General features: G+C 36.1%; 14 protein-coding genes. 3 read left to right on the top strand and 11 right to left on the bottom strand.

What is annotated here, in order from left to right; genetic code table 11:
* Window positions 1–398 precede the first annotated feature (398 nt).
* From BUB03_RS16805 to BUB03_RS16825, 5 genes are read right to left on the bottom strand one after another with little or no spacing between them, the layout of a single operon-like run.
* Window positions 399–875: a hypothetical protein gene (locus BUB03_RS16805; RefSeq protein WP_073065363.1), complete on the bottom strand. Its 477-nt coding sequence runs from the start codon at window positions 873–875 to the stop codon at window positions 399–401.
* A 30-nt stretch (window positions 876–905) separates the two neighbouring features.
* On the bottom strand, window positions 906–1,502 hold the full coding sequence (locus BUB03_RS16810) for a DUF6705 family protein (RefSeq protein WP_073065366.1): 597 nt from the start codon (window positions 1,500–1,502) through the stop codon (window positions 906–908).
* Between the two features lie 38 nt (window positions 1,503–1,540).
* Entirely contained in the window at window positions 1,541–2,128 is a 588-nt protein-coding gene (locus BUB03_RS16815) for a DUF6705 family protein (protein ID WP_073065369.1), read from the bottom strand.
* Window positions 2,129–2,166: 38 nt separating this feature from the next.
* A complete protein-coding gene (locus tag BUB03_RS16820; RefSeq protein WP_073065372.1) occupies window positions 2,167–2,754 on the bottom strand; it encodes a DUF6705 family protein in 588 nt (195 codons plus the stop codon).
* 16 nt (window positions 2,755–2,770) lie between these two features.
* Entirely contained in the window at window positions 2,771–4,138 is a 1,368-nt protein-coding gene (locus BUB03_RS16825; RefSeq protein ID WP_073065375.1) for a hypothetical protein, read from the bottom strand.
* Between the two features lie 158 nt (window positions 4,139–4,296).
* On the opposite strand from BUB03_RS16825, the gene BUB03_RS16830 reads away from it, so the two are divergent.
* Window positions 4,297–4,647: a helix-turn-helix domain-containing protein gene (locus BUB03_RS16830; RefSeq protein ID WP_073065377.1), complete on the top strand. Its 351-nt coding sequence runs from the start codon at window positions 4,297–4,299 to the stop codon at window positions 4,645–4,647.
* A gap of 132 nt (window positions 4,648–4,779) precedes the next feature.
* Here the strand turns inward: BUB03_RS16830 and BUB03_RS16835 are convergent, their stop codons facing one another.
* The 6 genes from BUB03_RS16835 to BUB03_RS16860 all read right to left on the bottom strand — a co-directional run bounded on the left by BUB03_RS16835 (window position 4,780) and on the right by BUB03_RS16860 (window position 11,255).
* On the bottom strand, window positions 4,780–6,699 hold the full coding sequence (locus tag BUB03_RS16835; protein WP_083538980.1) for a DUF2207 domain-containing protein: 1,920 nt from the start codon (window positions 6,697–6,699) through the stop codon (window positions 4,780–4,782).
* 3 nt (window positions 6,700–6,702) lie between these two features.
* Window positions 6,703–7,254, bottom strand: coding sequence for a LemA family protein (locus BUB03_RS16840; RefSeq protein WP_073065380.1), 552 nt, complete (start codon window positions 7,252–7,254; stop codon window positions 6,703–6,705).
* Between the two features lie 207 nt (window positions 7,255–7,461).
* Entirely contained in the window at window positions 7,462–7,773 is a 312-nt protein-coding gene (locus BUB03_RS16845; protein ID WP_040998184.1) for an NIL domain-containing protein, read from the bottom strand.
* Between the two features lie 380 nt (window positions 7,774–8,153).
* Window positions 8,154–8,825 (bottom strand): YiiX/YebB-like N1pC/P60 family cysteine hydrolase, encoded by a 672-nt coding sequence (locus BUB03_RS16850; RefSeq protein ID WP_083538984.1) that lies wholly within the window; start codon window positions 8,823–8,825, stop codon window positions 8,154–8,156.
* Window positions 8,826–8,851: 26 nt separating this feature from the next.
* Complete coding sequence (locus tag BUB03_RS16855; RefSeq protein WP_040998186.1) at window positions 8,852–9,334, bottom strand: DUF1801 domain-containing protein; 483 nt, start codon at window positions 9,332–9,334, stop codon at window positions 8,852–8,854.
* Window positions 9,335–9,458: 124 nt separating this feature from the next.
* On the bottom strand, window positions 9,459–11,255 hold the full coding sequence (locus BUB03_RS16860) for a T9SS type A sorting domain-containing protein (protein ID WP_083538986.1): 1,797 nt from the start codon (window positions 11,253–11,255) through the stop codon (window positions 9,459–9,461).
* 384 nt (window positions 11,256–11,639) lie between these two features.
* Between BUB03_RS16860 and BUB03_RS16865 the strand changes: the two genes are divergently transcribed.
* Together BUB03_RS16865 and BUB03_RS16870 are read left to right on the top strand one after the other, a co-directional pair.
* Window positions 11,640–12,845: a pyridoxal phosphate-dependent aminotransferase gene (locus tag BUB03_RS16865; RefSeq protein WP_040998188.1), complete on the top strand. Its 1,206-nt coding sequence runs from the start codon at window positions 11,640–11,642 to the stop codon at window positions 12,843–12,845.
* A 10-nt stretch (window positions 12,846–12,855) separates the two neighbouring features.
* Window positions 12,856–13,338, top strand: coding sequence for a hypothetical protein (locus BUB03_RS16870; protein WP_040998189.1), 483 nt, complete (start codon window positions 12,856–12,858; stop codon window positions 13,336–13,338).
* The last annotated feature ends 3 nt before the right edge of the window (window positions 13,339–13,341 follow it).

Here is a 13,341-nt window from a genome sequence, read left to right on the forward strand (position 1 = left end):
GGCTCATATTTTTAGTGTGTAGTAAAACTAAAATATGAAAAAAGGAGCTACCTGAACAGATGGCTCCTTATATTTTTTTTGTCGGTTAGTAGTGAAAAGAAATATAAAATTTTAAAGCACATATAATAAAATACCATAGCCTGCTGGATATCAAATCATTTAAAAAATAAATTAATTCATCATCTGTCGAATAAAAAGATTTATAGACTCCCGGATCATAAAAAAAGAAAGCCCGGAAGCTTTCTCTTTAGAATTTATAAAAAACGATGCATCAAGTACAGTCATTAAAATTTTTATTACATAACAAATGAAAGGATTCAGAAAATATTATTATTTAAAAGAAAATAGGCTGTCTAGTTAGACAGCCTATTTTCTTTTAGGTTAATACTTTTCAATATTTAATTAATATCATTAACTGTAAGTTTTGCTGACTTTAGAATAAGCTCAACTGCTTCAAAAAAATTTCTATGATACTCCTTAGAAATACCATGTGTACTTAATTTTTTTTCAATTGAATCTTTTTTGATAATGATTGAATTATTTCCACCATCCACAATAGAAACTAATTTGTTGGGACTTTGAGGTAACTCTATATCTTTTTGACTGGTTTTTAGCACCAGTTCATACATTTTCTCATACTCAGCGTACGTTATTCTCTTATTATCATATGGTTCGTTGTTTTTTAAAGTTTTTACAATCACTGACTTTTTCCTTTTACTTATTGTAGGAATTAAAGTGATTATAAGCTTATCTCCTTTTATCACCATTACATTTTCATGCTTAAACTGAATATATTCTTCTGTATTTTTTTTGGACACACAAGAAATTAGTAAAGAACAAAAAACAATATAAGTAGATATAATAATTTTCATCATTGAATTTCTAAGATAGATAAAATCATCAATTTACTGCTTTATCAGTGTCATTTTATCAGTTGGAAGCAACGGTACAAAAGTTGAAAAATTAGGACATTTTGCAGGGTCTAGTATACCATCTTTATCTTGATAATAAAATAACATCATTTCATTGGGATTATTAAATTTTGTTTCAATATAAACATCACCGGCTTCCAAACAATTATAATTTCCTACAAAATGCATATTATAGACTCTTTTTTGAAAATTATAGCCAAAAAAATGTGTATCATTATCAGCCTTATTCATAGAATTATAAATGATGTTTCCGGAACTATCTTTTACTAATATCCTACCAATTATCATATCCCAAGAAAGAGCATCACTAGGTTTATCCTTATAATTGATCTTTTTTTCTAATTTAATTTCATATTGCTTTCCTCCGTAATTTCCTTTCCAGGTTCCCACAAACTGGTTAAGTCTATTGTTGGTATCTTTTACATACGTGATATTTTCCAAATCAGGACAGCCGTCATCATGATTTGGTCTATTTCTACATTCTTCAAATTGTTCTAATGTTCCTATTACTTGTGCCTTAAAAGAGATTATTCCTAAAAGTAATAAGATATAAACTATTTTATTTTTCATTATTTGCAATTTAAAATAAGCCTCCGAAGAGGCTTTAATTACTGCTTTATCAGTGTGATTTTATCCGTTGGAAGCAACGGTACAAAAGTTGAAAAATTAGGGCACTTTGCTGGGTTTAGAAGACCGTCTTTATCCTGAGAGTAAAACAATGTCATTTCATTGGGGTTATTAATTCTTGTTTCTATAAAAACATTACCGGATTCTAAACAGTCATAGTTCCCAACAAAATGCATAACATACACTCTATTTTGAAAATTACCTCCTCTTAGTAAACCAGCCTCAGTTAATGATTTATTTAGTGAATTATAAATAATATTTCCAGAATTATCTTTTATAATTATTCTTCCAAAAATCCGATCCCATTTGATATCCTCCCCCCATTGCAGTTGCTTTTCAAAATGTATTTCATATTGTTTACCATTATATGTTCCTTTCCAAATTCCTACAAACTGATTAAGCCTGTTATTAGTATCTTTAACATAAGTAATATTATCAAGATCCGGACAACCTTCATCTCGATTAGGTCTTTTTTGACACTCTTCAAATTGTTCTAATGTTCCTATTACTTGTGCCTTAAAAGAGATTATTCCTAAAAGTAATAAGATATAAACTATTTTATTTTTCATTATTTGCAATTTAAAATAAGCCTCCGAAGAGGCTTTAATTACTGCTTTATCAGTGTCATTTTATCAGTTGGAAGCAACGGTACAAAAGTTGAAAAATTAGGACATTTTGCAGGATCTAGAATACCGTCTTTATCCTGAGAGTAAAACAATGTCATTTCATTGGGGTTACTTATTCTTGTTTCTATAAAAACATTACCAGATTCTAAACAGTCATAGTTCCCAACAAAATGCATAACATAAGCCCTACCTTGGAAATTACTTCCAAAAAAAGATATATTCTGATCTAATTCATTTAATGAATTATAAATAATATTACCCGAATTATTTTTAATGACCATTCTTCCAAAAATTCGATCCCATTTTATATCCTCCCCAAATTGAATTTTTTTCTCAAAATGTATTTCATATTCCTTTCCTGCAAAATTTCCTTTCCATACACCAATAAATTGATTCAATCTATTATTAGTGTCTTTCACATAAGTGATATTTTCTAAGTCTGGACATCCAACTTCATCCCTATTAGCCCTTTTTTTACATTCTTCAAATTGTTCTAATGTTCCTATTACTTGTGCCTTACAAGAGATTATTCCTAAAAATAATAAGATATAAATTATTTTATTTTTCATTTTGTTAATTTTAAAATTATTGAGGACAATCATCAGATTGTACATTATTGTTTGCGTTTAGTGTCTTTTTCTGTATGGTGCCATTGTCTTTTATTTTGTATAATTCCACACCCTGTACATTCATTTTATCTTTCAGAAAATTAAGAAATAGTTTTTCAAAAGTCCAAAAATCGTGATCTTCTTTATATTTCATATAATCCTTACGCCATTGTTCAGTATCAAATCCTGTTTTAATATCCGAAGCTGTCCCTGTAAACATGATAGTATAATTTCCGTAGCTGGAAACCATTGTTCCATATAGCTGGCTATAATCTCCATCAGTCACAAAACCAGCCATTATCATCAGTGTATTTACATCTGCCGGAGAAAACATCCTGATAGGTTGGTTAATTAAAGGTAACCCTTCATCATTAAATTTTCCTGTATCATAATCATTCAAATGGGTATGTATATATCCTTTGGTATTAGAGGTTACAGGAACTGTCATTCCATCTGAGCTCGATGTAGATGCCGCAGGCTGAAGCTGTGTAAAAACTCCGCTTTTACTTTCCAGAAAGCCTGTTTCTTTCTTTAGGCTGAAAACTGACGGCTTATCCAATTCTTCTATTTTTGCCTTATAGTCTGCAGACAGATTCTGAGTTTTCAGCTTATCACAAGGATTCACCGGAGCACTATTGTTTGTAGGATTAGTTTCCCCACCTCCACTACCTCCTCCGCCTTCGGGATTTAAGCAATTATCATAAGGCAGGCAACCACCAGCGGGAAGAGTATCTCCATTCCAGGTTCCGCCAGTATATCCCCCTCCCGCTCCCGGCATCGTAATAATAACTTCTCCGGTATCACAAGGCGTTCCGTCAGAACTGCATGATCCGTTTGCTTTAGCAGCAAGTCTTTGTGGTAAAGTGTTTTTCAGATAGGCTTCCCTGAACAATTTCAGCATTTCACTGTAGTTTTCTGCCTCAGGATACATTTTCAAAAATTCTACCTGGGTTTCATTCTCCTTTAGCACGGCAATAATAATACCGTCAACCTGCTGATTTTTAATTAATGGGAAAAGTGTAAACTTTTCATTGGTTTTTGTTGTAAAATCCTGCGAACGAATATTCATTTCTACATATTCGTCTGTGGTTTCCAACGAATTTTTCAATGCATTTCTAACCGCCTGTGCTGTATGCTGAACTTTATGGATATCATCATAATGTTCAAGCAGTGTTTTAAAGCCTTTTCCATAATTAATGGTCTCATCTTTCTGAGCAGTAAATACCCTAAATTTAGAAGGCGGCGCCTCTTCATGGCTGTTAAGAAAGTCTTCCGAACGGCAGGAAGCCAGAGAAGCAACCAGTGCTGCACCAAAAAGCAGCCTGACAAATAAATTTTTCTTCATAGGTTGTTTTGTGTTTTAAGTTGTTAAATATAATACTTTTTTCTACATCCCAAAGATGTGAAAAAATATAATATGCAATGCAGTAAAAAAATACTGGTTTCCGTATTATTTTTCTAAAAGAAAAAAATATGTAATTTTGATAAAAATACTTTTATATTATGACTCTAGGTGAAAAACTGAAAAAAGCGAGAATCAACAAAAACTTTACTCAGGAATACCTGGCCGAAGTTCTTAATGTTTCCCAGAAAACCTATTCCAATTTTGAGAATGATAAAAGTAAACCGGATTTCCATCAGGTGGAAGATATTGCAAAAGTTTTGGAGGTAAGTGTTCTGGATTTTCTGAGTGGTGATAATATTACTATAAATAGTACTAATGGAGATCATAGTGGTTTTATTTACCAGAATCAACTTCCTGAAAAATTAATAGAACAGTATGAACAAAGGTTAAAAGATAAAGACACAGAGATTGCCTATCTCAAACAGCTTCTCGATAAAAAGAAGATTTAGCCTTACACTAAGTAATATGTTTGAGAATCTTACTAAATGACGATTACTCTCCAACAGTAAGTTCATAAAAGCATAAAAAAAGTCCGTTTCACTGGTTGTAAAACGGACTTTTTTATTTCTATAAGACATCAGCTACCAGCCTCCGCCTCCACCACCGCCTCCGCCGCCACCGGAGAATCCACCACCACCTGACCCACTGCTGGAACTGGATGGCTTCGTAGATGCCGATTGTATAGATTGGGTAAGGCTTGAGTTCAACGTATTAGCAAATGCATAATGGTTCATTACACCACCGTAGTACCAGGTATTCTGATATTCCATGGCAGTTCTTTTCAGCAATTCATCAAATTTCTGTCCCCAGATCTGGTCAACTCCCATTACCATGGCAAAGGGAAGGAGAGTTTCAAAAACCTGCGGGGTCATCTGAGGAGGATTGTGAAATTTCAGCTGTTCGTTTTCAGCTGCTCCCATATACATTTTGAAGCCGTCTATCAATGATTTTTTTCTCAGCTTTTCTTTAGATGGCTGCTTGATCAGGTATTGAAAAATTACCATTACTGAAAATGCAAGAACATAGAAAATATAGCAAACGTTGAAATTAATATTTTCAATACCCCCTCCGCCAGCAGAAATAATTCCACCAACTCCTAAAATAACAGCAACAGGAAGCGGAATCAAAAATTTCCAGGAAGCATTTTTGAGCAGCAATGATACTAATATAAATATCACAAAAAGAATAACATACAAAAACGCTCCGGCCAAAACTCTTTCAAATTCAGGCAACAGGCTATAACTTATAAATAATCCCAGACCGTAAACAATACTAATCACCAGCCAAGGCATTACAAGTTTTTTTGTGTTGTTTCCTTCATTCAGGAAATTATCATGCTGAAAGCTCAGCGCTCCTTTAAAATTCTGAACCGCAGTTTCAATTTTCGAATTGTATTTTCCATCAAATTTTACAGAATCTGCAGATGCTGAAAAAAGGCTGTTCATCAGGTTAATTTCTTCTTTCGGAAGACTCTCATCTGCTTCTTTCAACTTTTTCAGTGTAAAAGTTTTTGTATTGAAAAAGCCTAACAAACCTGAATCTTCACCTTCTATGATCTTTACATATCCTTTTACAGCGAGACTGACGATAGCAGCCGTCAGGTATTTGTTTTTGAAACTTTCCGAATTGATATACCCCAGAGAGGCCGGCGAAAGATTTTCAGGGACATTAAATTGCGGATAAACCGTTGGAGTTTCAGGATCTATCCCATATTTCACCCATGTAGAATAAAGATACAGTAGCAATCCCGGAAAGATGATACATCCGGCTATTAAAATACCATATTTTTCAAGGAAAGTAGGCGGCGGAGGCGGAAACATAATTCCTTTTTGGAAACCTACCGCTATGGTAAGACCCTCATTCGGTTTAAGGCCGGAAGCACCCCATTCTATAGAGTTATCCGAAAGTACTTGGGAAGTACAATTCTGGCTGTTACTGCCATAAGCCCCGGTATAACAGGAATTCTGGATAATAGCTGCTCCGGCAGGAAGATTTACCCTTGCGGAAATAGTATCAACATCAAAATCCCAGTATGTTCCGTTGACGTTCCAGTAAAATTCATCATACTGAGGAAAAAAGCCGATCTGGTTCTCCGTTTTGTATTTTATTTCATAGTCGTAGGTTCCGGGATCCAGAAGCACATCTTTATTTCCTGCATAAATTTTTAAGTAGCCATCTTCTGTTTCTTCATGATAATCTTCATCCTCACCGTTTTTTTTCACGGAAATGATATGATACCTCACCTTCTGACTTTTGTTATTCAGATTTCTGGATAAGGGAAGCGCACGGAAGATTCCTCTTTTGATATTATTTCCCAGGCTGTATACTTTTATATTTTCAGTAACGGTAGCACCCGAATTTTTATCAATATCAATGTCAGAATGGAAAGAAATGATTTTCTCAGTTCCGATAATAGCCAGCTGATCCATCCTGTCCGGATCAGTCTGTGCAAAGGCTATACAAAAAAACTGAAGAAGGAAAAGCTGCAGCAACTTTCTCATTTCTTAAAATTTTACGGTGGGAACTTCTCTTTCTGCAATATTTTCCAGTTCGAAGAAAGGCGATTTCTCAAACTTGTACATATTGGCGATGATGTTGCTTGGGAAAGACTCTACAAGGGTATTATTTTCACGGACAGTCCCGTTATAATATCTTCTTGATTTTTCCACATCGTTTTCTATAGAGGTAAGTTCACTCTGAAGCTGTTGAAAATTAGTATTGGCTTTCAGATCAGGATATTGTTCCGCTACGGCAAAAAGATTCATCATGGCCTGGTTCAGGTTTTTCTCCGCCGCTTCTTTGGTCTGAACGGAATCTGCACCTACAGCCTGGGTCCTGGCTCTTATCACACTGTCCAGAGTTTCACGCTCATGGGTAGCATAGCCTTTTACGGTTTCTACAAGGTTGGGAATAAGGTCATGTCGTTTTTTTAGCATCACATCAATACTGCTCCATGCCTCCTGAACCAGATTTTTCAGTTTAACAAGACGGTTGTAGATAGATACTGCATACAAAAGACAAATTGCAATTAAAGCAATAATAATTATTATGGTCATAATTTTTGGTTTTATAATCTCTAAAAGTAGTGTTTTTTTTGAATCTGAAATTTAGATCAATAACAGAACAAACTTATTTTCAGAGCAGTCTTTTTTGAAACGTTAAATATTGAATTAAGTTTCTACCTCAAGCTCCTATAAACCCATAAAAAAAGTACCCGATAAAAACCGGATACTTTCTGTAATTAAAACTATATGAATCTCCCCTTAAAAATACTTACGGCAGTTATACTCTACCATGGTATTCAAGAGTTTATTTTTATTCAGATAGAATTCCAGCTGCTGGTAATCTTCTGAACTTACATTAATATATAACTGTACCGAACCAAAACTATATCCGTTAACATATTCTACATTAGCAGACAGCACCCTGTGACAGATCCCGAACTGATTATAGATGGTATTCATTAAATGCTCAAATTTCATTTTGCCATTCAATTCTATTTCCAGTATCAGTTCTTTTTTAGGCAGGCTTATTTTTTTTGGTAATACCTGCAGCGTAGGATTAGGTGTAATCATCACTAACAATTTTTTAGTTAAACATTTTCTAGATCATGGTTGCTTCTTGCGTTAAATCTTTGACAAAAATATAAAAAAACACTAGTCTACCAAATTAGTAGACTAATATTTTTGAATTTTAACAATTTTTCTTCTTAAACACTAAAATATGTTGGCTTTATTTGTAACCTCTCGCTGATTGAGCAGATAAATAAAGCAGACTTTTTTATAAAAGGTAGTAATGAGGACCTTTATCGAATCAACTGAGTTGATTTTCCTTTGCTTACTTAAACTGTTTACACTAAAAATAAACCTTTGCGTTAAATTATTCTTTCATTTTTTGTCTAAAAAAATCCCCAAAGACTTAAATCTTCAGGGATCATATTTATTGTAAAGTATATTTACAGCTCTCCTATTTTGTCCAATTTATCCGAAGCAGCCAATCCGTTGGGATTGCACCCCAGCTCTCCTTGCGGAACTTTTAAATTCTTCTTTTTATAAAATTCTGTCCAGAATTCATTGGTTTTTCCGGTTTTTGGATCAATGAACGTCATAGGTTCCAGTTTGAATATATGATCTTCCCTGAATGACCTCTCAATATAATCTGAACAGTAGTAAGAACTTTCATCAAGGATATAATTGAAATTATAAGGCTTTCCCAGCATGGATTCTGCCTTTTTGAGAGCAGCCGGGATAGATTTCTGATATTCCGGTTTAAGACGGTAGATCATTACTTTCTGACCGTCATCAGACTGATCGGTAAGAAAAGATTTGAGTTCCTGCTTTTGCGAGCCTCCTTTGGGAGCTGCATGGAGGACATACCAGTGATTATTTGCTATTTCTACAATTCCGATATGATCAAAAGATGCTTCTTTCTGCTTTTGAGTTACATTATTGATGGCACCGGAAAGCCCGGTTTCTTTAGCCGTAACAAAAAGCAGATCTCCATTCCTCAGCTTACCGTATTGGCTTTGAGGTGCACAATACTGCAACAGCAGAATAGTAACAAAGAAAATAATACGGGAGAGGATTTTATGACTTTTCTGAAACAGTCCTTCTTTGAGGTTGATCATAATGCTGTTATGGTTGAATATAAGTTCTACTTACCTTTTGAGGCAGATTCTTTTGATTTTTTAAACTGGCTTTCATACATATTGATCCAGTTTTCAACGGTCATTTTTTTGCTGACCTCAGCAATGAGTTCAAAAGGAATATCATCCATTTTTTTGAACCTTACACAGGATTTTCCCATATCCAGCTTTCTTTTGGAATACTTTGGATATTCAGCTACAAACCATTCTAATAATTCAGGGTCAGCATAAATTCCCATATGATAGAATGCAATAAAGTTTTTCTGCGAAGCCAGCGCCATAAACGGTAAAGGAGTACCGGGTGCACAATGGTATCCTGCAGGATAAGTCTCCAGAGGAACTCCCCACCCTACCATTCCATAACTGACTCCTTCTTTGAAGCCTTCAGGAAGATTATCATTTATGGTATCAAATAATTTTTTAAATACTTCCTGTCTATCCTCAGGAATTTTTGAAATATAATCAGTTACGGAGTCTGCCGGAATTTGCATGTCAGTGAGTTTTTAATTTTTCCCAAAATAACGAAATTTATAGATATCAATAATTGATTTTAATTACAAAAAAAACGGCAGTGCATTACTGCGCCGCCGTTCAACTTTATTGACATTAAAAAATTTATTTTTTAACCGTTTTCACAGTAGACTGCGATCCGTCTTTGAAATAGATGGTTACAAAATACAGGCCTGCATTCAGGGTACTCAGATCCAGCTCTTTTACATTTCCTGTAAAAGTTTTCAAAGCTCTGCCGGAAGCATCGCCTACATTTACAGATTTCACTTCTCTATTGTCTGAGATGTAAAGAATATCTCTGAAAGGGTTCGGATGAACGGATGCCTTCTTCGCCGCATCTTTTACTTCCGAAGTGCTCAATTGTGCACTTTCAACTGTAAAGTTATCGACATAGAAATTATAATCAGGGTCATCATTCACTGTCCCGTCCGTTCCGTAAAAAGCAAAGACCGTATTGGCACTGTTGTATCCTGTCAAGGTGTAAACATATGGAGTTGAAACATTGGTAGGGGCATTAGCCTGATTCCATGTCTCAAGGACAGTCCATGTCGTTCCGCCGTCATTGGATGCCAGGAACTGAACAACATCATCAGATCCCATTGGTGAAGCACTGGTACTCAGATATGCTGCTATTCCGTAATCAAATTTAACTTTATAAGTACCGCCAGAAAGATTGAAAGGCACTGTTTTAAGCCAGCCCGTTCTGCCTGCCGAGTATAGATTGATGGTTGCTGATCCGCTGGAGCCGGTACCTAAGAAACCTCCGGACACCCAATAAGAACTTGTTCCTGTAGGACCTGTAGCCGGTGTGCCTCCGGAAAGACCGTTTGCCCAGCATGTTCCAGGGAAAGTGCTGAAATTATTCGTATACGTCGGAACCATAGATCCGCATAAAGTGGTAAACGTTCCTGAGAACGACCATCCACTCTGGGAAGTTGCAGTGCTGCAATTGGTTCTTACCCAATAATAGTAGGTTGTACTTGGTGACAGAGAAGGAATGGTAAATGAAGTTCCGGTAACACCAGGATGATTAGGTGTTGCTGCCGCTGTAGGAGCCGTAGAGGATGTACTGTAGTAAATATCATAACTTACTGCCTGAACACTGGCCGGTACCGTCCATGAAACCTGGGCAGAACTTGAAGTAAGGGTTCCCACAGGCTGAAGTGTAGGAGCTACACAATCTGTATAAACATCTGCTGAAAAAGCAAAAATGTTGGCAATTCCCGTTCCGCTTACTTTGGTTACAGTAACACTCTGGATAGGCTTGGTCTGGTTCGCGGCATCAATAGTCAAAGCAGCCTGATATAGTCTTGGATTCGTGGAATTCGGTTCCAGAACATTGTTGCTCCTGTTGATCCTTCCGATTCCCTGAATGGCATAGCTTGACCCGCCATACCAGTCGGAAACACTCACCCCTGAAAATACCTGAGAAGTATTATCCGTAAAATTAACCGTTACATTCACTGTACATGCACCACTTCCACCCGTAGAAAGCATATATAATTTAAAAGCGGGAACAGGTGTCACAAACGACAGTGTTCCGCTGTTACTGCCGGATGCATTGCTTGAAATCTTTAAAGAATTATTTCCGGAAAGATCACCAAGCTTAAAACTCAGCCCCGGAGTGGAAGCCACAGCAGAATTAATAATTCCATTAACAGGAAGCCCATACGTAAGTGCCGTACTGCTTGAAGTAAGCTGAAAATCTCTTGCTACAAAAGCAAAAGATACCCCGTCTACATCTTCTGTTGTGGAGGTCATGGCAGAACCTATTCCGTTAGCAATTACATCTGCCGTATATCCGGACTGGACAGGCATTGGTTGAAAGTTTTGGGCATTCATTGTAGCTGCCGCAAAAAGAGCCAGAGCAGGTAAGACTCTAAATGGTAAATGTATTTTCATAATTATTTTTTATTAGCATCGAAATTTAATAAAAAAATCAATACAAATGATATATTTTTACAAAATATTCAAGTATTTAACAATAATATTATAGTATTGATATTTAATACATATGAAAACATTATTTTATGACCAAATGCTTTATTCACATTTTGTTATATTATTTTGACAATTCCGATCATTTCTGCCTATAATTCATTTTCAAATCCAATCCTTTTTCAGCAACTGCTGATGAGTACATAACATAAAATAAGAAGAATCAGGGCTACATTTAACTATAATTCACTGATTTTCAAAATAATTAAAAAGCAATCAAAATGAATATCAGGTTATTTTATTATTGAGAAATTAAATCTTATTTTTGCCATACAAATTTTTTGAACAATGCCAAATATTTCAAACAGAGCACAGCATATGCCTGCCTCACCGGTAAGAAAACTGGTTCCTTACGCTTTACAAGCCAAACAAAAGGGGATAAAAGTATATCATCTCAATATCGGACAGCCAGATATTGAAACACCGGAAACCGCTTTAAATGCTTTAAAGAATATTGATCTTAAAGTATTGGAATATGCACTTTCTGAAGGGAATATAGAGTACAGAAGAGCCCTTACAGAATATTATCACACCCTAGGCTTTACAGATCTTACACCAGACAATTTCATTGTGACCAACGGAGGGTCTGAAGCATTAAACTTTGCCATTTCCACTTTATGTGATGATGGTGATGAAGTGATTATCCCTGAGCCTTATTACGCCAATTACAATGGCTTTACCAGTGCATTCAATGTGAATGTAGTAGCGGTTCCGTCTACGATCGACACAGGCTTCGCCCTTCCTCCGATTGAAGAATTTGAGAAAAAAATCACAGAGAAAACAAGAGCAATCGTTATCTGCAACCCGGGCAACCCTACAGGATACCTTTACACCCGTGAAGAGCTTCAGAAGCTTGCAGAAATTGCATTGAAATATGATATCGTCGTTATCTCCGACGAAGTTTACAGAGAATACGTATATGACGGCAAACAGCAGATATCCATGCTGGATTTCCCTGAACTTAGCGACAATTGCATCATCATCGATTCAGAATCCAAGCGCTATTCTATGTGTGGAGTAAGAATCGGATGCATGATTACCCGCTCCAAAAAAATTCATGATGCAGCAATGCTTTTTGCACAGGCAAGACTGAGCCCGGTTCTGTTGGGACAAATTGCTGCTACGGCTGCCCACCAAAATGATGGCGCCTACATCCGTGCGGTAAGAGAAGAATATACCCACAGAAGAAACATATTGGTAGATCTTCTGAATGCCATTCCCGGAGTGATCTGCCCTAAACCAAAAGGAGCTTTCTATTGTGTAGCAGAGCTTCCGGTAGATGATACTGAGAAATTTGCACAATGGCTTTTAGAAAAATACTCTCTTAATAAGGAAACCATTATGGTAGCTCCTGCAGGAGGCTTCTACAGCAATCCTGAATTAGGAAAAAAACAGGTAAGAATTGCTTACGTTCTGAAAGAGGAAGATCTTAAGAGAAGTGCTGAGATCCTTAAAGACGCTTTAAAGAAATACAGAGAAGAATTCAGTCTCTAAAACATACATTATGCCGGCAATAAAAAATACTTACCTGAAACTCCTGTTTTCAATGTTTTTGCTGCCGGCATTTTTTTCCTGTGACAAAAGCAAGGAACAAACTTCCATCGCTAAAAACCCGAATGAAATAACTTTCATCAGCTTATCCAATATTGGCGGCGATCAGGGAGATTACAAGATCATCAGGATCACAAAAGATTCCATCCATGCAGAACAGGGCATCACTGCCCGTCGAATCCACAAAGAGTGGGATTCTGCCATCAGCATGCAGGCCTGGAACAATCTTATTTCCCCGATTAATACCAAAGATCTGGATGTAATACAAAGCTCTCCAAGCAAACAGTCTGTAGACGGCATTGATGAAACTTTTCAGATCAGGACTCCGAAAAAATCACATATCTATGTTAATTCTTATGCAGACACCCTGCACTACAGGCAGCTGAAACTGTTTAAAGAACAACTCAACCTCATTCTTCCCACAGAATACCGATAAAAT

This window comes from Chryseobacterium oranimense (assembly GCF_900129755.1).
Taxonomy (GTDB): domain Bacteria; phylum Bacteroidota; class Bacteroidia; order Flavobacteriales; family Weeksellaceae; genus Chryseobacterium; species Chryseobacterium oranimense.